Annotated in this window: 19 protein-coding genes, 3 tRNA genes and 1 rRNA gene; 3 read left to right on the top strand and 20 right to left on the bottom strand. The window is 52.2% G+C overall.

What is annotated here, in order from left to right:
• Positions 1-2: 2 nt before the first annotated feature.
• Entirely contained in the window at positions 3-743 is a 741-nt protein-coding gene (locus QY311_02575) for an SIMPL domain-containing protein (protein WKZ26995.1), read from the top strand.
• A 59-nt stretch (positions 744-802) separates the two neighbouring features.
• Here the strand turns inward: QY311_02575 and QY311_02570 are convergent, their stop codons facing one another.
• The 10 genes from QY311_02570 to QY311_02525 form a co-directional block, all read right to left on the bottom strand.
• A complete protein-coding gene (locus QY311_02570) occupies positions 803-1,165 on the bottom strand; it encodes a hypothetical protein (GenBank protein ID WKZ26994.1) in 363 nt (120 codons plus the stop codon).
• 184 nt (positions 1,166-1,349) lie between these two features.
• Positions 1,350-1,682 (bottom strand): hypothetical protein, encoded by a 333-nt coding sequence (locus tag QY311_02565; protein ID WKZ26993.1) that lies wholly within the window; start codon positions 1,680-1,682, stop codon positions 1,350-1,352.
• Positions 1,683-1,844: 162 nt separating this feature from the next.
• Entirely contained in the window at positions 1,845-2,417 is a 573-nt protein-coding gene (locus tag QY311_02560; protein WKZ26992.1) for a PH domain-containing protein, read from the bottom strand.
• Positions 2,414-2,689 carry a hypothetical protein gene (locus QY311_02555; protein WKZ26991.1) on the bottom strand — a complete coding sequence of 92 codons (276 nt, stop codon included), beginning with the start codon at positions 2,687-2,689 and terminating at the stop codon, positions 2,414-2,416. Before QY311_02555 ends, QY311_02560 begins: the two co-directional genes overlap by 4 nt.
• A 257-nt stretch (positions 2,690-2,946) precedes the next feature.
• Positions 2,947-4,430: ribosomal RNA gene (locus tag QY311_02550) — 16S ribosomal RNA — on the bottom strand.
• A gap of 97 nt (positions 4,431-4,527) precedes the next feature.
• A complete protein-coding gene (gene trmD / locus QY311_02545) occupies positions 4,528-5,229 on the bottom strand; it encodes a tRNA (guanosine(37)-N1)-methyltransferase TrmD (protein ID WKZ26990.1) in 702 nt (233 codons plus the stop codon).
• Between the two features lie 271 nt (positions 5,230-5,500).
• Positions 5,501-5,770 carry a hypothetical protein gene (locus QY311_02540; GenBank protein ID WKZ26989.1) on the bottom strand — a complete coding sequence of 90 codons (270 nt, stop codon included), beginning with the start codon at positions 5,768-5,770 and terminating at the stop codon, positions 5,501-5,503.
• A gap of 92 nt (positions 5,771-5,862) precedes the next feature.
• Positions 5,863-6,174, bottom strand: a complete 312-nt coding sequence (locus QY311_02535; GenBank protein ID WKZ26988.1) for a KH domain-containing protein — start codon at positions 6,172-6,174, stop codon at positions 5,863-5,865.
• 105 nt (positions 6,175-6,279) lie between these two features.
• On the bottom strand, positions 6,280-8,619 hold the full coding sequence (locus QY311_02530) for a leucine--tRNA ligase (GenBank protein ID WKZ26987.1): 2,340 nt from the start codon (positions 8,617-8,619) through the stop codon (positions 6,280-6,282).
• A gap of 13 nt (positions 8,620-8,632) precedes the next feature.
• Complete coding sequence (locus QY311_02525; GenBank protein ID WKZ26986.1) at positions 8,633-9,430, bottom strand: TatD family hydrolase; 798 nt, start codon at positions 9,428-9,430, stop codon at positions 8,633-8,635.
• Positions 9,431-9,472: 42 nt separating this feature from the next.
• Between QY311_02525 and QY311_02520 the strand changes: the two genes are divergently transcribed.
• The gene (locus QY311_02520) at positions 9,473-9,805 is read left to right on the top strand and encodes a hypothetical protein (GenBank protein WKZ26985.1); all 333 of its coding nucleotides are present in this window, start codon (positions 9,473-9,475) and stop codon (positions 9,803-9,805) included.
• On the opposite strand, the gene QY311_02515 is transcribed toward QY311_02520, so the two are convergent.
• The 5 genes from QY311_02515 to QY311_02495 form a co-directional block, all read right to left on the bottom strand.
• On the bottom strand, positions 9,783-11,318 hold the full coding sequence (locus QY311_02515) for a class I tRNA ligase family protein (GenBank protein ID WKZ26984.1): 1,536 nt from the start codon (positions 11,316-11,318) through the stop codon (positions 9,783-9,785). The two genes, QY311_02520 and QY311_02515, sit on opposite strands and share 23 nt — an antisense overlap.
• Positions 11,308-12,045 carry a 16S rRNA (cytidine(1402)-2'-O)-methyltransferase gene (gene rsmI / locus QY311_02510; protein WKZ26983.1) on the bottom strand — a complete coding sequence of 246 codons (738 nt, stop codon included), beginning with the start codon at positions 12,043-12,045 and terminating at the stop codon, positions 11,308-11,310. The genes QY311_02515 and rsmI overlap by 11 nt, the downstream gene beginning before the upstream one ends.
• Position 12,046: 1 nt before the next feature.
• Positions 12,047-13,099 (bottom strand): AI-2E family transporter, encoded by a 1,053-nt coding sequence (locus QY311_02505; protein ID WKZ26982.1) that lies wholly within the window; start codon positions 13,097-13,099, stop codon positions 12,047-12,049.
• Positions 13,086-14,372: a pitrilysin family protein gene (locus QY311_02500; GenBank protein WKZ26981.1), complete on the bottom strand. Its 1,287-nt coding sequence runs from the start codon at positions 14,370-14,372 to the stop codon at positions 13,086-13,088. The genes QY311_02505 and QY311_02500 overlap by 14 nt, the downstream gene beginning before the upstream one ends.
• A 4-nt stretch (positions 14,373-14,376) precedes the next feature.
• Positions 14,377-14,452 (bottom strand) — tRNA-Met (locus QY311_02495).
• Positions 14,453-14,548: 96 nt separating this feature from the next.
• Here QY311_02495 and QY311_02490 point away from each other — a divergent pair.
• Positions 14,549-14,620 (top strand) — tRNA-Met (locus QY311_02490).
• A gap of 154 nt (positions 14,621-14,774) precedes the next feature.
• Here the strand turns inward: QY311_02490 and QY311_02485 are convergent.
• The 5 genes from QY311_02485 to QY311_02465 form a co-directional block, all read right to left on the bottom strand.
• Entirely contained in the window at positions 14,775-15,680 is a 906-nt protein-coding gene (locus QY311_02485; protein WKZ26980.1) for a hypothetical protein, read from the bottom strand.
• Position 15,681: 1 nt separating this feature from the next.
• Positions 15,682-15,753 (bottom strand) — tRNA-His (locus QY311_02480).
• Between the two features lie 812 nt (positions 15,754-16,565).
• Positions 16,566-17,066 carry a hypothetical protein gene (locus QY311_02475; protein WKZ26979.1) on the bottom strand — a complete coding sequence of 167 codons (501 nt, stop codon included), beginning with the start codon at positions 17,064-17,066 and terminating at the stop codon, positions 16,566-16,568.
• Positions 17,067-17,201: 135 nt separating this feature from the next.
• Positions 17,202-18,989 carry a VanW family protein gene (locus QY311_02470; GenBank protein WKZ26978.1) on the bottom strand — a complete coding sequence of 596 codons (1,788 nt, stop codon included), beginning with the start codon at positions 18,987-18,989 and terminating at the stop codon, positions 17,202-17,204.
• Positions 18,986-19,627, bottom strand: a complete 642-nt coding sequence (locus QY311_02465) for a hypothetical protein (protein WKZ26977.1) — start codon at positions 19,625-19,627, stop codon at positions 18,986-18,988. Before QY311_02465 ends, QY311_02470 begins: the two co-directional genes overlap by 4 nt.
• Position 19,628: the final 1 nt, after the last annotated feature.

Genomic DNA, 19,628 nt, shown 5'->3' with positions numbered 1-19,628 from the left:
CTATGGATCCAAAGCAAAAGAACATCTTGTTCTGGCTCGGTTCGGCAGTTCTTGTGGCGCTCACGCTGTTCCTTTTGGTAAGCACCAATCAGGCAGCCAACACCGCAGCAACCACAAACACTATTTCGTTCTCTGGCCAAGGCAAGGTAGTCGCCAAACCAGACATCGCACTCCTTGATCTCTCTATTCTTACGGAAGCAGAGACGTCAAAGGCGGCACAGAATGAGAACTCGAATCGCTCGAAGCGTCTCGTTGAGTTCCTGAAAAAGGAAGGCATCGAAGACAAAGACATTAAGACAACGGGATATAACATCTACCCGCAGTACACATATCCCCAGTATGAGAAGGCTCGCATCACTGGATACCAGGTCAACCAAATGATTCAGGTCCGCGTCCGCAACCTTGATGCGGTTGATACCATTCTTGATGGCGTTGTTTCTGCTGGCGCAAACCAGATCAACAACTTCCAACTGACCGTAGATGATTCTGAAGAGCTTCTCGCTGACGCGCGTGATGAAGCAATCGCGGATGCAAAAGAGAAAGCTCGCGCACTGGAACGCCAGCTTGGCGTAAAACTCGGTCGCATCGTGAACTTCTCTGAAAGCGGTGCTGGAATGCCAGTGCCGATGTATAAAGATGCTATGTCGGAACGTGCCTACGGCATGGGTGGTGGTGGTCCAGCAATCCCGGGCGGAGAGAATGAAATCTCCGTAAACGTTCAGATCACGTATCAAATCAAGTAGCTGGTAGTGTTAGAAAAGAAAAAGGGCACCTCGGTGGGGTGCCCTTTTTGCGAGACCGGCTAGAGGCGCAGGCTGTCCTTGGTGCGCTCGGAACGCAAGCGCTCCGAATATCGCTCGCGCTCACTTTGAAGGGCGAAGATTCCGCCCTCCTTTGCATTGTGGAACGCCATCTCGCCCTCCATGCGAGCGACGATGCGCTGTGCAGCATCATCAGAAAACTCGGGACCCTCCTGAAGAACCGTGCGCGTTCCAGCGAGCATGCGATGGATATCAATTCTTAGTGCGGGACATTCAACTGCAGCAAGACCTTCTTCACACATCAAGAACAGGTAGCCGAGACTGCTAAGATCCTGATCATACCCCGCGAAAACCAAACGATGGTTATTGGGGAGATCGATCTCAAGGGCAAGCACCTTCTGCATGTACCTGGTGGTGCCCTTGCACGGGTCGTAGCTACTAGCTTCGTACTCGAACCGAACCAACCTCGTCTTCGCCATGTCTATTGCTCCTTAAAAGGACTGGCGGGATGGTACGCCTCTGGTGCGAGGGCGTCAAGATCCCTAAAGAAAAAGGGCACCTCGGTGGGGTGCCCTTTTGCACAGAGCGCTAGAACGGTACGTCGCCGCGAAGATATTCCTCCCGCTCCTCGTCCAAGACTCGAAGCGCAGTAAGCTTGGAGTCAAGAAAGCGTCGCCTGTCCCTCATGCGAGCGGCCAAACAGATAGCTGCATCGTCTGAGAAATCGCGACACTTCCACAGTACTTCGCACTTCCCAGCGAGGATACGCTCCACCTTTGGGCGAAGGTTAGGATCTTCGAGAGCTTCGATCTCATCCCCGCGCATCAGGAACATGTATCCGGGCTGGCCCACATCCTGAGCGCGACCTGCTAAGATCACGCGGGAACCGTCGAGAAGTTCGATCTCCAGCCCGGTCATCATTTCGATGTGCGTACGTCGACCCTTGCACTGGTCGAAGCTTTCTTCTTCGAACGTAAACTGGACCAACCATGCCTTCGCCATGTCTATTGCTCCTTAAAAGGACTGGCGGGATGGTACGCCCATACGACAGCGGCGTCAATATGCTCGCGCAGTGGCTAGCACTTACACTTCCATATGCGTCTCTTTGCCGTGCGGGTGATCCGCAACATACCGCGTATGCGCTTTCATGATGAGGTCTTTCACGTGATGTGGATGAGGCACTTGTTCAAAAAGGAATTTCTTGTCTGCCGCCGCTGTCTGAATTTCTACATCGCCGTAATCTAAGAGGGTTGGCATGCCACCTTTTACCGATACGGAGATATCTTGGATCTTTCCGAGGTTTAGTTCGGCATGCGTACGACGGAAGAGCCCGAATTGCTGGCTATCAATAACGCGGTGGTCTGTTACGATCCATACATCAAGCAAGTACATGGTGATGCGGTAGAATAACCCGTACCACCAAACGAGCGCATAGAGTGCACCGGCGGCGATGGCAACCGATCGCAGTCCCAGCGTGGTAAGAAGATCGCCCAAGAGCGCCCACAGAAACGGCGGCGCAAGCGCGAGGAACGCCATCCCCACAAAACGAACGAGCAGAACAAACGGATGCCGACGCAATACAATCTTCGTCACTTCATATGACTTCTGGCCCTCAAAAGAATTTTCAGAATGGGTGAGTGCGTCGAGTGTCTTCATGGTGTAAGAATATCAGGAAGAGGGAAGCGGGGAGTGAGCGCGTCGGCGGCAATAGCAAGATGCACATTCTGTAGCGCTGCAATTGCAATCATAAACAACAAAAGCGCACCAATAAAAAGCGTCAGTGACGCAATTTTGGGTGCAACACCAATGCCAAAGCGAATGAGGTGGTATAGGAGTGCAAACACGCCAATCCAAAACACTGTAAACACTCCCGCACTTATCAACAGCCCCCACGGGATGCGCTCTGCTATAGCTGAGAAGTCTGCCATCCCCTGCATTGTACCATGGGCAAGAAACAAGAACACCCCGCGCATGTGCGCGGGGTGTTCAGTTCCCTTCCCCATTCATACTCGCCCACCAGTCATGACTGACATTCAGATCAGACAGTCATTGATCTCCGATTTCGCCGTCGGACCCGGCAGAGACCATGCACAGAATCTGTCTATCGACAAACAAACTGTGCATACCCTCTATCGACACCTTTGGTTTTCTATCCCGAACCCACCGAAGTGAATTGCTTGAATAGAAAGGAGGTGATCCAAGAGCAGCTTCCGCTACCCTTGCCTTGTTACGACTTACTCCCTGTTATCGATCCTACCATGGCCCCACATGAAAGTATGGGTCTTCAGGTATTACCGACTCCCTTGAGTTGACGGGCAGTGAGTGCAAAACTCGAGAACGTATTCACCGCGGCGTGCTGATCCGCGATTACTAGCGATTCCGGCTTCAAGGAGGCAAGTTGCAGCCTCCTATCCGAACTGGGGACGCCTTTGATGGGATTAGCTCCGTCTTGCGACTTGGCGACCCATTGTAACGTCCATTGTATCATGCGTGTAGCCCAAGGCATCAAAGGGCCACGCTGACTTGACGTCATCCCCACCTTCCTCTCCGTTACCGAAGCAGTCTCGTGTGACACTTGTAACACACGATAGGGGTTGCGCTCGTTAATCCACTTAAGGATACCTCTCACGAGACGAGCTGACGACAGCCGTGCAGCACCTGTCTAGCACCCTCGAAGGCCTCTCTGTTTCCAGAGCATGCAGCTAGATGTCAAGCCTTGGTGAGGTTTTTCGCTCTGTGTCGAATTGAACCACATGATCCACCGCTTGTGCGAGTTCCCGCCTATTCCTTTGAGTTTTAATCTTGCGATCGTACTTCCCAGGCGACACACTTAACGCGTTAGCTTCGCCACTGGAAGGGTCGATGCTCCCAATAGCTAGTGTGCATAGTTTAGGGCGTGGACTACAAGGGTATCTAATCCTTTTTGATCCCCACGCTTTCGCGATTGACTGTCAGCAAGACGCCAGTACGCTGCCTTCGCTTTTGGTGTTCCGTGCAATATCAGTGGATTTCACCCCTACACTGCACGTTCCGCGTACCTCTCATCTGCTCAAGCTATACCGTTTCCGATGCGATTCTCCAGTTGAGCCGGAGGCTTTAACATCAGACTAATATAACCAGCTGCTCGCGCTTTACGCCCAGTAATTCCGGATAACGCTCGGGGTCTCTGTATTACCGCTGCTGCTGGCACAGAGTTAGCAACCCCTTATTCTCGTGGTACCGTCAAAATTCTTCCCACGCAAAAGCAGTTTACATCCCGAGGGACTTCTTCCTGCACGCGGCGTCGCTCGATCAGGCTTTCGCCCATTGTCGAATATTCTCGACTGCTGCCACCCGTAGGTGTACGGACCGTGTCTCAGTTCCGTCGTTGAAGGTCGCGCTCTCACGCCTCCTACCCGTCATAGCCTTGGTGGGCCGTTACCCCGCCAACTAGCTGATAGGACCTAGGCCGCTCCCCAAGCGTCTTGCGACTTTACTCTTGCGAGGCCATCGAGAATTAGCGGATCTTTCGACCCGTTATGCTCGACTCGGGGGTACGTACCAAGGTGATACTAACTCGTTCGCCACTAGCCATGATCTTGATGTAATCGCAAACATGGCCCGTTCGACTTGCATGCCTTATCCACGCCGCCAGCGTTCATCCTGAGCCAGGATCAAACTCTCTTCAAATTTAATAGACTGGTGTGCGAGTATGAATTGGGAAAGTGCAACACCTGAATAGATAGTTCAGGGGCCCGAGCAGTATACCCTAGTGGCATTGCGCCCGTCAAGAGCTCTTTTTGCCCCTTTTTCGCCACTCCGCGACCTTAGCGTGATTGCCGGAAAGCAGCACTTTTGGCACGCGCCAACGCGTACCCTTTTTGGGCTCAAAAATCTCAGGCTTTGTGTACTGTGCGTGATCTTCTTTTGTCTGGCTCTCGGGGTCATGCATGAAGCCTGGAAGGAGACGCGCCACGGCCTCAATAACCGTCATCGCAGGGACTTCCCCACCGTTCAAAACATAGGGGCCAATAGAGACAACCGCGTCCGCGACGTGGTCAGCGATACGCTCATCGATGCCTTCGTAGCGTCCACAAATGAGAATAAGCTGATCAACCTTCGCCCACTTTTGAGCATACTTTTGTGAGAACTGTTCTCCTCGTGGGCTAAAGAGAATAACCTTCCGTTTTGGCTTCGCGACCTTCGTAATTTTCTTTTTCAATAGTTCTTGAACAGCCGCATAGATCGGCTCTACTTTCATCACAAGACCGGGGCCACCACCATAGGGCTTGCCGTCAACAGTTTGGTGTCGGTCGTGCGTCCAGTCACGCAGATAGTGAGTCTGTATAGTTAACAATGGCTTTCCCGATGCTTGCGATCGGGACCCCGACCCTTTCACGCGTCGAGGCTTTTGCGCCTTCGCTAAAAGGGATTCACTAAGGAATCCTGAGAAAAGGTCTGGGAAAATAGTAATAATATCAATACGCATATCGTATAAAGAAGTGCGCCGCCCACCCATGGGATAGACGGCGCGAAGGAATTATCTACTACGGCGAGCGCCGTAATGGGGTCGTGGCCGTGGCGTCTTTCTTGGTCGCCGGCGGCCCTCCCACACCATCTGGCGCACGGCGTCGGCAAGAGTGAGGGGCGGCTGTAGAGCCGCTTGAAGCTCCGCCACCACGCTCCTCAGGAGCAGATCGTCGAGGCTTTCTGCCCCGCCCTCTCGGCGCCGTCTACAGCGTGGCCGGCGCTTATTCATGCTAGTTCTCCAGCATGGGCGCCTTGGAGATCTCGAGGAACGTTGGGCTCGCATCGTATGGCCACTCCTTGACCTCCACCTCGAGCCCCGCCTCAGCAAGCTCTTGGCGAAGCACCTCGAGGACGAAAACCTTCACGCACGAGGCGTCCGGAATGAATACGGAGGCCGGCTCCCCTTCCCGAATCCCATCGCATTCGAGAAAGACAGTCGCAACTTCCGCGAACATCTGACGGAGCATTTCTTGCTCCTCACGAGTCATCTTCATGCTCATGTGCTGCCTCCCATCACTCCCATGGAGTGAACGTCTTATTATGCAATAAAAAACGGCATCTTGCAAGATGCCGCTGTTTGTATCCCCTATGCCTACATGCCCAGCTCACTCACTACCGCATCAACGTCTTTTGAGGCTCCGGCCATCTTCCCGCCATCTGGCTCTTCAATGCGCAAATTTACACGAGCTTCATGACGCATACCAACAATCCGCGCAAGCGTTCGGATTGCCTTCGCTGTTGCGCCGCTGCGACCGATAAGGAGGCCCATGTCATCACGGTGCACTTTGACTGAAATCAAAACCCCCAATTCATCAACGGTACGAGTAACCCGCACCTCTTCAGGCTTACTCACGATCGATTGCACAACATATGCTACAAAATCACGGTCGGCTTCCTGCGCCATAGAGAGAAAAGAATGGCAATATGCGTGCGCCGGTCATGTCATGCCCACGCGCAAACACGTACCATCATGCTATCGCCCACCAGTATAGAGATTCGCCCGCTGGCGTCAACGTGCCACAATACTTACCATGCGCTTCGGTATAACAATGACCTTCTGTACTTGCGCACCGCCAAGCGCACGCACCACACCATCTGCCGCTAGCGCCAGCGCCTTCAATGCTTCTTCTGAAGCGTCTGGAGCAACTTCGATAGTCGCACGCACCTTGCCATTTATTTGAACAGGGATGGTAATCAGCTGCGAATCCAGCAGCGACGCATCAAACGCTGGCCACGATTCTTGGTGTACTGATTCGCTATGCCCACACGCACCATGCCATACTTCTTCAGCAAGGTGCGGCGCGAACGGTGCGAGAAGTCGAGCAAAGTGTTCTCGTTGTGCAACGGTAAGCGTTGTCTTCGCGCCATCAACTACGTTCATAAATTTCATGAACTCACTTACACAGGTATTTAGAGAAAGGAGCTCAACATCTCTACTCACATTCCGCGTTGCCTCATGCAATGCGCGCTCTACGTCAGGAGATGCTTCGCCTGCTGGCTCTTGAGAAAACAACGTCCAGATACGCGAAAGCAGCCTATGCACTCCAACAATACCACGTGGATCCCACGGACCGCCCTGCTCGTAGGGCGCCATAAAGGCAAGATACATACGCACCGTGTCAGCGCCATATTGCGCTACTTCTTTATCGGGATCGATAACGTTGCCGCGAGACTTTGACATTTTCTGCCCATCAGGACCAAGCACCCATCCGCGATTTACACGCTTCAAGAACGGCTCCTCAAACGCAATATAGCCGAGGTCATAGAGCACCTTAGCAAAGAAGCGAGAGTACAAAAGATGCATCGTATTGTGATCAGACCCGCCAAGGTATATGGGCACCGGAAGCCACTGTGCCATTTTCTCTTTACTCGCAAACTCCTTAGCATTGTGCGGATCCGTATAACGAAGGTAGTACCACGAAGAGTCTACAAACGTATCCATAGTGTCTGTTTCACGCTGCGCATTCGCACCGCACTTCGGGCACGGGACCGAAAGCCACTCAGTCGCTTTTGCGAGCGGACTACGCCCATCGTCTGCAGGCTTAAAATCACGAAGGGGTGGCAGCTCTACAGGTAGCTGATCATCGGGAACAGGAACGTAACCACATGTCGCGCAGTGAATGATTGGAATGGGTACGCCCCAATAGCGCTGGCGAGAGAGCACCCAATCGCGAAGCTTGAAAGTTGTTTTGACATGTCCGGCACTCTTCGCAATAAGCTGGTCTATTACTTCCTGCGCATCACGTAGTGGAGCGTCGCTGATCGGAAGGTCAAAAGCAAGGGCGAATGCACGATCCCGCTCATCGTGTGCGGGCACCGCCATGATAGCTCCCGTGCCATAATTACCGAGCACATAGTCTGCAACCCACACTGGAATACTTTCTCCAGAGAGTGGATGTGTTGCGAAGATACCCAGAGCGACACCCGTCTTCTCCTTTGCGCCCTCAAGACGTTCGAGCTCTCGCTTAGAGCGACTCTCAGTAATATATGCGCGCACTGCATCACTCGCCTGCCATCCGACATCAATCCATTTCTGCGCAAGCTCTGGTGAAACTACTAGAAAGGTTACACCGAATAAAGTGTCGGGTCGCGTAGTAAATACGTCAACAGAATGCTTTCCGTCTTCTTGGCCAGAAATTCCCGACAGCGGGAATGTGATGATCGCGCCCTCTGATTTACCGATCCAATGCTCTTGAGCAGTGCGCGCCGTGTTTGGCCAATCAAGGCCATCAAGCCCAGAGATGAGCCTATCAGCATACGCAGTCGTTTTCATCATCCACTGCTCTAGAGAGCGTTGCTGCACCGCGGTACCGCATCGCTCACAGTGGCCATCGACAACCTGCTCATTCGCGAGTACCGTTTGATCCTTTGGACACCAGTTTACGGTCGTCTTTGCGCGGTATGCGAGACCTTTTTCATACATGCGTAGGAACATCCATTGCGTCCAGCGGTAGTATTCCGGATCTATGGTTGAAACAGTGCGCGAGAAATCAAACATCGCCCCCATGCTATGGAGTTGATTTGTCATGTACGCAATGTTTTGTTTCGTCCACTCTCCTGGGTGAATGTCGCGCTGCAGTGCAGCGTTCTCTGCAGGCAAGCCAAACGCATCAAATCCCATAGGGTACAACACATTAAAGCCCTTCATCCTCCAGTAGCGCGCGTACATATCGGGAAGCGCAAATGCATACCAGTGGCCAATGTGTAAATTGCCGGAAGGATATGGGAACTCTACAAGCACCATCTTGTTCGCACGGCCCTCGATATGGTCTGGCGTTGTATACGCCTCCGTTTCCGCCCACACTTTCTGCCACTTTTTTTCAATATCGTTCGGCTGATATGAGGTCATAGGTGTATGCGCACTATACCAAAACGGAAGGAATAGTGAACAGCTTTTCTGCATTCCGCGTTGTCTGTTCTGCAACACGCTCAAAAGAGGTGCGGCGCAAGCGCGCGAGCTGCTCTGCAACAAACCGCACAAATGCCGGCTCATTGCGTTCACCGCGATGTGGTTCAGGCGTTAAGTAGGGCGAGTCGGTTTCAAGCACGATATACTCAAGAGGAATTTCCATAGCCGTATCGTCATACTGTCGCGCAAAGGTAATAATGCCGTTGAGGCCAATCATGAAGCCGAGATTAATGTACGCCTTTGCGTCTGCATACGTGCCCGTAAAACTATGAACCACCCCCCTCACCTTCCCTACAAACTCGGAAGACGCGAGAAGTGCGCGCATATCAGCGTGCGCATTTTTATGTGCTCCATCTCTGCAGTGAATAATCAGCGATTTACCCGAATCACGGGCAAGCGATAACTGTTGCACTAACCGCTCATACTGTACTCGCTGTTGTGCGGCGTCCGGCGTGCGATAATAATCGAGCCCAACCTCTCCAACAGCAACAACGCGTGGCGAAGCCAGAAGTTCAGCATAGACACGTTGATCATACACCTCAGCAAGGTTGTCGTTAGGATGAAGACCCACCGAAGCCCAAACATGATCATGTGCCGCCGCAAGCTCAATTGCAGCCTGTGAAGAATCCAAATCAACGCCAACGCACACCATGCGCACTCCATCTTCTTTTGCGCGTGCAAGTACCTCGTCGCGATCGCGATCAAAGTTCTTCATCTGCGGATGTGCGTGGGTATCGAACAGGTATTGCATAATGTAAGGAAAAGCGTACCATACCGCACCAAGGAGGCGCTAGTGTTCAAAGCAACCTGTCAAAGCATCGCCGATGCGTGGTGGTGGTTCTTGCCGCTCACGCCGATCGTCGTCGGCATGCTGTTCGGCTCGGTAGCCATCGGCCTAGCCTGCTACTTCGCTCTCGGCTTCTGGTTCCTGCACCGATACGAGACGTGGGGGCGCGAAGACCTTGCCCTGCTCTGTGGTTTTTCGCGGGCAAACTGGAAGAACAAGTGGGAACGCGTCACCGTGACGGGAGCCATGTGGCTCACGCTCGTGATCTGGCCGCTCGGCTACTACGTCCACAAAAGCGGGGTCGCGGACAAACAGCTCAGCGACACCGAGGGCGATTAAGCATCGCCCGCTGGAGGCGAGGGAACAACCCCTCGCCTTTTTCTATGCGCAACTCCGTACCAGGAATAAGCTCCTTCGTTGACTCAATACCGAACAATGCAAAGATGTTTTGCGCAGTCTCTGGCATCAATGGCTGAAGGAGCCACGCAATGTGCGCAACCATACCAATCATGTGCAAAAGAATGTCGCGTTGACGCTCTCCGGCTTCAAGAGCCCACGGCTTTTCTTCATTAATGTATTGGTTCACTGTAGCGATCTTTTTCCATACGTCGGCGACAGCATCATGTAAGCGGAACTCTTGAAATGCGGCGTGATAATTTTCGTCAGCATGTACAAAATGCCAGTGCTCAGAGCGTCGCTCCCCCGCAAGGTCCCACATAAATGAATCTCCGATTTTAGTCTGAGCCAAAACCGCGGTGCGTTGTACAAGATTTCCCAACCCGTTTGCAAGATCGCCTGCATAGCGTGCCTTTAGTTTTTCGAAAGAAAAATCACCGTCCTCGCCGGAAGGTATCTCGCGCAATAAAAAGTAGCGCACGACATCAGTGCGATACTGCTCTACAGCAGCATAGGGATCAATACCGTTGCCCAGTGATTTAGAAATCTTTTCTCCGTCAACAGTCACATATCCGTGCACTAAAATAGTTGAGGGCACGGGAAGGCCAGCAGAGAGAAGCATGGCGGGCCAGTAAATAGCGTGAAAGCGCGTGATCCCCTTGCCTACCAAGTGCACCCGCTGGTCATTCTCTAGCCAGTAGCGCTGGAACAACTCGGCATTATCCGCATATCCGAGTGCGGTAATATAGTTGGTAAGCGCATCAAACCAGACGTACATTTTTTGACTTGAATCTCCTGGCACATCGATGCCCCACCCTTTTGCGCGGGCGACACTCCGAGAAATACTAAAGTCTTCGAGCCCTTCACGAATGAATGAGAGCACCTCGTTCTTGCGGGTACTTGGCGTAATAGTAAGCGCGCCCGACTCGATAAGCTCGAGCAGTGCATTTTGGTAGTGAGAAAGTCTGAAAAAATAATTTTCTTCAGCAACGCGTTCTGGCGCTACTCTGTGCTCAGGACACAGCCCGTCAATAAGTTCTTTGGGGGTCTTAAATTCTTCGCACCCGACGCAATACAACCCATCGTATGTCTTCTTATAAATGTCTTCCTTTTTGCATGCCGCCCAAAGCTTTTGAGCACCGCGCACGTGACGCTCTTCCGTGGTACGGATAAAATCATCATTTGAAATATTAAGCACCCGCACATCTGAGAGGCCCTGGAACCGCTGGGCATGCTCATCTACAAATGCCTGCACTGAGACACCGGCCTTTTCCGCCGCTTGTACATTTTTGAGCGCATTCTCATCACTGCCATTTACCAAGCGCACGTCTTCGCCAAGCATGCGATGATATCGCGCAAGTGCGTCAGCTTGCACGAGTTCCAACGCAAAACCAATGTGGGGTTGGGCATTCACATATGGTATAGCTGTCGTAATGTAAAAGCGATTATTCTGCATCTTCTTCGGTTGGGTCTTCTTCTGACTCTTTATTCTTCCGCACACTTCGCTTCTCTGGAGCAACAACGACCACAAACTCTCCGCGTGGATCACCTCGAGAGAACTCGCGAATCACCTCTTCGATAGTGCCTCGCACAATAGTCTCAAACTGTTTCGTGAGTTCACGGGCCACTAGCAGTTGCCGCTCTCCTATGCGTGAAACATCGCGCAACGCTTCAAGCGTCTTTAAGATTCGATGCTTCGACTCGTAGAGTACCAATGTATCATGCATCTCTGCAAGAGAGCGGAAGAAGGTCTGACGGCCCTTTTTGTGTGGTGGGAAACCAAGGTATACGAAACGATCTGCAGGAAACCCGCTCACCGAAAGCGCAGCAACGGCTGCATTGGCACCCGGAATGGGAACGATGTGCGCGTCAGGAACCGCCTCACGGATAAACGCAATGAGCATGCCGCCCGGATCGTTAATCCCTGGAGTCCCTGCGTCAGAAACAAGCGCGACGCGCTGACCTCCACGGAGCGCATCAGCAACCTTCCGAAAAGCATGTGCGCTGCTGTGCTGATGGAAAGCAACGAGTGGCGTCTTAATGGCATGCCTCTCACACAGCACCCGGGTAGTGCGCGTATCTTCCGCAAAGATAACGTCTGCACTTGCGAGCGTATTGATTGCACGCAAGGTAATATCGTCAAGATTCCCTATCGGCGTTGCAACGATAAAAAGAGTTCCCATGTTATGCCGACTGCTGTCGGCGGAGCTCCTTACGGCGCGCAAGGTCATCAATCACCTCAACCACAACCGTCGCTACGGGCACGCCAAGGAGCGCCCCTGCAATTCCATAGAGTTTCGCACCGATCAATAATGCTAGAATAACCACGACCGGATTCATGCCGGTTGTTTTTCCTAACACGAGAGGAGCCAACACGTGACTTTCAATCTGCTGCACCAAGCCATAGAAAACGAATACCCACACACCAAGCATCGGATCCTGAAGAAACGCGAGGCCGATAGCGGGAATCGCCGCAAGGATGGGACCTGCAAATGGAACAATCTCTAGCGCCATAGCGAGGATGCCCAACAAGAGCGCAAACTTTACATTGAAGAGCTCGAGGCCCACATACACCAGCAAGCCAACAATAAGCGCAAGGAGCATTTGCCCCTGGAGCCAACGTCCGACTTTCACCTCCGCACGGTGCCATAGGTCAATGAGATAGTTCTCGTATTTTGTGGGAGTTACTGAACGAATGAACGCGTCAATACCATCCTTCATGATAGAGAAGTAAAATGAGATCACAATGGTAGCGACAAACGCAAAGAGACCACCGAAGATGCTGATCACAAAACTGATGCTCGATTGCGAAAATTGCTGTAAATAGCTACTAAAGATGGCGAGAATATTTTGTAGCTCGCTCACGAAGTCAAAATACCGCGGAGAACCATTTTGTACTGTATCGAGAGAAGATGTAACGCCCTCAAGAATGCGCGGGAACGCTGACGTGAGTTGTGCAAGATCTTGAGACAAGAAAGGGATCACGAGGGATGCTAAGAAGAGCAGGAGCCCAAAGACAATTACGTATAAGAGAAGTACGGCAAAGATACGCGGAATGCCCCGCCTCTCCATCGAAGACGCAAACGGAGAAATGCCCGAAGCGATAATAATCGCAAAGAGCACAATGGCGAAGATCTCCTTAAGCGCATAGAGCAAAAGCGCCCCGGCAGTCAGTGCCAGAGCGCGCATAATGCTCGCGGCAGAGATTTCAAGAGTAAGAGTATTATCGTTTGGCATACTGAATGATGAGCTCTTGTAATGACCCTTCGTTACTCTGTGGGCCAATGAGTGCGAGTGCAGCGCGTTCAGGAGCAAGAATTTCACGCATTGCAGCACGAACTTCTTCGCCAGTTACAGCCTTTAGTTTATCGAGTTCTTGCTCGGGCGTCAAAATAGAACCGTCAAGGAGCCACGACATAGCGTATGTATCGGCAACCGTGTCCGAGTGCTCAAGACCCAGCACAAGTGAGCCTTCCATATTATCTTTTGCGCGCTTGAGCTCTTCCTCAGAAACGCCACGCATTGCTATGTCGGCACATTGCTCAAGCATGACCGTCGCCGCTTCCTGCACCTTTTCAGCATTCACGCCAGCGCGCATCATGAGATATCCGCTATCCGTATACGTAGTATGTCGTGAGCCAACATAGTATGCGAGCCCTCGCTTCTCCCGAATTTCGGTAAAGAGACGCGAGCTCATACCACCACCAAGAATAGTGCTCGCAAGACCCATAGCATAGCGACGTTCGTCTTTTAAATCGATGCCGCGCAGGCCAAGAATAAAATGTGTCTGATCTGTGTCGCGATTTATGGCGCGCACAACTGGGCCAGCGTCTGCATGGCGCGTTGTAAGTTTCGTGGGCGCTGCGCTTTCTCGGACATGCACGAATGCTTTTGTGACACGAGCAACAACGTCTTCGTGACTCACATTCCCCGCCACTGCGATCACCGTGTTTGCTGCAACATAGTGTGAATGAAAATAATCAGCGACCTGATCGCGCGTGAGTGCAGCAACTGATTCTTTCGTCCCCGCAATGTCCCACCCTGCCGGCTGATCCCCATACATTGCGTCTTCAAACACATCAGCCACATGGCGCATAGGATTGTCTTTATCCATGTTGATCTCTTCAATCACCGGACCTTTTTCACGCTCAATCGCCGTCTCATCAAGAAGCGCGTTCTGAAAAATATCGAAAACAACATCAGTAATCACATCGAGCTTCGCGACGCTTGCTTTTGCGTAATAACCCGTGACTTCCTTGCTCGTAAATGCGTTGTAATCCGCACCAATGCCATCAAGCTCGCGCGCGATATCAAGCGGACCAGGGCGACGCTCTGTTCCCTTGAACATCATGTGTTCCAAGAAATGCGAAATTCCTCCGATTTCCTTTGCCTCGTATTTAGAACCCGTACCCACAAGCACGAGCACGGTTGCCGTCTGCGTGGCAGGCATGGGGATAGTGACAACGCGCAAACCTGAAGGAAACGTGTGGGTGGAATGGATAAGGTTCATAGTGTGGTGCCGGCGGGAGGGATCGAACCTCCGACCTAAGCGTTATGAATGCTTCGCTCTAACCACTGAGCTACGCCGGCAAAAGTATCAGCATCGTACACGATTTCCTTTGTTTTTTCAACGGAGCCGACTTGCCCTCCCCTCTTTTTGCTGGTATATTCACAGGGCACTTATATCGCGGGGTGGAGAAGTGGTATCTCGCCAGGCTCATAACCTGGAGGTCGCTGGTTCGAATCCAGCCCCCGCAACAAGCAAACGCTCAATAGAAAAAACAAATGGCCGTTTGCGCAGTGCCCCGAAGGGGTACAAGCGTAATGCGAGCGAAGGCGACGCAGTGCCCCGCGCCAGTAGGCGGCGGGTACAAGAAAAAAGGGCTCCGTAACTGCGGAGCCCTTTGCACTGCTACGACACTCGCCAAGGATACTGCTTCACGACCGAGACAATCCTCTTATCGAAGTCTGGAACCAGCGTTCGGAAGAAAGCGTACCGCTCTGGCACCTCCAGTGGGATAAGGATGAACTCCCCTTTTCGGAACGGTGAGTCACCGCCCGTCAAGAAGCGAGCTTCTTCAGCTTCGCAAGCAATACGAAGCTTTGCTTCTTCTTTAAGCTCTTCTGGAGTTGCCTGCTTCCCAGGATATGCCGCAAGCATGCGAGTGAAGTTTTGAAGCTCCACTAAAAGCGCCTGTTTCGAGATGAAGGCATCGAAGTTAGTGAGCACTGCAGGACTTGGCTTCGGCTCCCCTCCAAGGACATCAGCCTCCCAGTCAAGAAAGACAACACGAGATAGCTCAGGAATGTCTTGAGCGAGCTCTCGGATCATGTCCATATATTCTCGGAAGGGTTCTGCCGGCAAACGTCGTTCTTGCACATAGGAACGGTTGAACGTGACGAACCACGTCACCTCGATGCTGTTTTGAGTAAAGAGATTAAGGATACGTGGCATTTCTTTCTCAATAAGCTCACGCTCTGCGGGAAGTGGAATGAATCTGCCTCCCTGCTGAGCCTTCCGCCGCTCCAATCCTAGGGCGGTGCACCATTGAAGTAATACCTCGACTGGCTGTCCATTGAGAGCGCATGAATTTACATATTCATCCACCCAACCATCGACCCGCTTGTTGTTTTTGCGAACGCCCCGATTGAGAATCCGGAGCGTTTCCATTACGCGTTGCGTTTGTGGTAAGCGCACACATTTCTCCTTTCTGTTAAACTGTGACCAGAACTTCAAAAGCGCAGCTTTAACCAACCCAACGCGATAGCTGAGTTGGTTAACAATGCTCTTTTGTTGTTTCTTCTTTTTATAACTCATGGGTTCTGGACGGGACTTGCACCCGCAACCAATGCCTTCACAGGGCACCGCTCTTCTATTGAGCTACCAGAACCAGAACGGCGGGAGGAGAGATTATCTCCTCCCCGAGCCTAGTGCGGTCCCATGCCGCCCAGCGCTCGATGGTGTTGCTTGCGCATAGGCCTCCTTTCGCCTTAAAAACGCAAAAACTCCCATTCCTTTTGCACTATCCAAAAATTGAATAGCAAACAAAAGGAACGAGAGTCTTAACGACTGCCCGCGGTCCCATCCTTTATTCTTAGACGCCCTTTCGGTAAATCTAAGCACTCGATTTTGCGTTCACGAGGAGTGACCCCCGTCTAGTTTTTGCTGTATGGCTTTCTCACTAGCCGCTCGGAAGATGTGTTCGGAAAGAATTTGAGACCCAGCTCACACTGTCCTGGGCTCGCTTTTCTCTAGCTCAATCCTACTCTTTCTTCGTCAATGCGTTTGAATTAATATTTAATTGTTAATAAAGCGATTATACTCGCATTATAATAATACGTCAAGAGACGTATGCGGGTGAATCCAGCTCTACGAGACCAGTTAAAAAAGAGCCCCGCGATGTGCGGGGCATGAGGGTGTGCTTGAGTAGGATATTGGGTTTCCACGCTTAGGGCGGTATCTCACTGTCGGCTCAGCAAGCTCCGAAAAGTTTGCTTCAATGCCTCCCGCCTATACTGCGCACCGCGTATACTCTCCGCAATCCCCAACTAATGGGACTTGAACCCAAACGCCTCTCTACGACGAGGTGGCCGCCAGGCAATTGTTACTCAAGCACGCCACATCATATACGCTATTAATATTTTGTCAACAGAAGCTAAAACGGGGCACGTGCCCCGTTTTGGTTTCTGTGCTCGCAGATGGTTATTGCTGGATGAGGATTTTACCAACATTCTTTGCTGCACCACAATCAAGCACGACTGTCTGCGGCAACGTCTGGCTCTTCATCGGGAGGATCTTAAAGCCATACCCCTCCAAATAGTATGCTTGGCCATTGAGGGCAATCCAGCGCGCATCTCCTGAACGGTTATCAAACATCACATTCGTACCATTCAAAACCGTAATTGAATTTGGGCTCGCCTGGCACGTCACTCCAAATTGAATGCGCGATTTGCTGTACAAACGAAGCGCCTCTTCATACGAAATATTGCTCGAAGACGAAGGCGTTGTGCTCTTCGGCTTTGCAGCAACTTTTGGCGTTGCTTGTGCCGGCGCCGATGACGGCACTGGCGTTGCGTTCATCGCCTGACCAGGATTATTTGCATCGGGCGCTGTTACCGGACTATTTGACGTAACATTAAACACGACGAAGAGCACCACAAGGGCTCCGATACCATACCAAAGATATTTCATATTCGATTGCATGCTTAGTTAGATGGAAGCAACGAATGCGGACGCACATGCGCTCCCTCGGAGCGCGGTGCGGACATGGCGTGCGCACTACGTATAGAAAAAGTATAGCATGCACCCCCATGCCGTGGAGCACTCATGTGCATATCTCTACTGCGCTGCAGGAGTAGCCGGCTCCCCTGTGCCGACGAGAAAGCGGGCCGGCCACGGACGATAGACGGACGTAAACTCTTGCTTTTTTTCCGTTCCATCTGCATAGGTAATGAAATAGCTGGCAACTGCAGTGCCGCCAGGGTGCGGTGTTTCAGTTTGCTTCACAACGCCTTTTGGCAATGTGTCAGTATCTGTATAAATAGGCTCCCCTGCAGGGACTTCGGTGAGCGTTGTGGGGCCGACAATCTTACTCGACCGGCCGTCTGCGGTTCCATACAATTCAAACGTCACTCGATCCCCTTTCACAAAGCCATAAAGCAATATGGGGTGTGCAGTATCATTTTTAAATCGAAAATCGGGATACGGTTCGTAGATCGTTGCGTCAAGGCCGGGCCCGATATATTTTCCGTCACCATCATTTTCATAGTATGAAACACGGTAAGAGTGGTTGCGACGCGCCGTCACCGGCAGACCCGCATCCATCACTGCGCGAAAGAGTGTTGTCGAAACTTGGCATAGCCCTCCGCCAAATTCTGGGATTGTTTGATCGCCTCGAATCACCAGCTCAGGTAAGTAGCCCTGTGTATTATCAATGACGCCCAGCGTTTTGATCGTAGAGAACTCTTCACCAGGGCGCACGATAACGCCACTCAAAAACTTCGTTCCATTCTTTATATTCCCCACGCGATTTGATGGGCTCCCCTTAAAGCTAGTTGTAGCGCCTCCAATGCGCTCAGTAATACCGAAAGCAGGATCGAGCTCATTTTCTTGTGGCCTTGTTACTTTGAGTGGCACATCAATAGCTGCACGCGCTGACGACCCCGTGGCGCGAGCGTCGAGTTCGGCAAGGATAGCACGCACGAGGTCTTCCTCTTGAACAGCAAGGCCTGAACGAGGGGGCGTGAAGGACGTCACGCGGCCATCAGCAATTGTCAGCGCCGCATTTTGAGCTGGAATATTGGTGCGCCCAGCAACGTTGGTCACAAACGAACTCACCATACGATCGTTGATACCAGCAACTACGCGCGAGCCCTCATACTTCGTAACTAACCAAGAGGCGAGCTGTGTGCGAGTAATAAGGACATCTTCTGCATCTTGGATGCGCAGCGTCAATGGAGTCCGAATCAGGCGCTCAGCAGCGCTCTTGGCCTCAGCAGCGGTTACGGGGTCAGCAATCGGCGCATGCGGCGTACGTAGCGCAACAACTGGAGTAGCATCAAGCAGGTACAAGCGTGCACTGACATCAGAAAGCACTTGCTCTGCATTCATGCGCAACCCAGGCTCTGTATCTAAAAGAATAGAAATCCTGGTTCCCTGCACATGGAGACGCACGTCTTTTGCCGGCTGATCGACTACTTGTGAAACAAGGGCGATATCCTGCTCGAGCGCCCACGCATCCTGCGTCACGAGAGGGGCAATGATTCGAGGAGACGCAAGCGCACGTGCCCGATCCCAAAGGCGCTCATACCATGGGCCGCGGTGGCCGACACTCCATGCACGCGCGATGCTTGCCGCCTGATCTACGGCGAACGATTCAGTAGAGAGCATCACGCGCTCTTCGCGCTCATTATCGATGCGCAGCACCACGCCTTCCGCAAGGAGTGCTTCTACTCGATCGCGCACCACGCCTTCCGCCTCTCCCATGGTAAGGCCGCCGACAGGCAGCGAGCCAATGTGCGTTCCTGGTAAAAAGCGGTCTGAAAAAAGAGAAAGCAACACAAAGCCCGCGATCACGCCAAGGACCACAACGCCACCGCCCACAAAAAGGAAGATTCTTTTCATCATGATCGGATAGCTCCTAAATCTTGCAGGACACGTTCATACGCATTCAAAGCAGAGCGCATCTGAGCATATGATAACGTAAACCCAATATCGTGCGCGATCCGGTTACGAATTTTGTGCGCACCCCAAATGTCGTCGAGACCAGGAAGCTGTCCATCAGTGATACGCATAAGACGATCGCCAATTGAAGATCCTGGGAATCCAGCTCGTGCAAGCGCAAGATCAAGAAGCGTGTCCGCCTCCACAATAGCAAGCTTCCACTGCGCTTCTTGAGGTGACTCCATGTGACGCACAATCTCGTCCCACCGCGCCTGGAAAGGCCCTCCCTCTGCTGGTTCGGGAAGTGCGTCTGGAGTTGACGCTTCCGGCGTGGCAACTGCCTCACTGTTTAATAGAATCCATTTATACGCAATCCAGATAAGCACCGCCCCGAGAGCAACTGAAAGAATCATGCCAATGCCCTTCACTACAGAGAACGCAACAGAGAATGTATCGAATAAAAAACGTGCCTGTTCAAAAGCACTTGCTCTCGATGCAATCTCTGAAGTGAGCGCCGGAATATTTGCCGCGGGAAGACTCGCCGAAGCAATGTTCGCATACAGCTCTCCGACAATATCGTTCAGCAATCCCTCCGGTTGCATA

The organism is Candidatus Paceibacterota bacterium, assembly GCA_030583765.1.
Classification (GTDB): Bacteria; Patescibacteriota; Minisyncoccia; order 2-02-FULL-40-12; family GWA2-44-9.
This window is presented reverse-complemented; position numbering and strand designations above follow the sequence as displayed.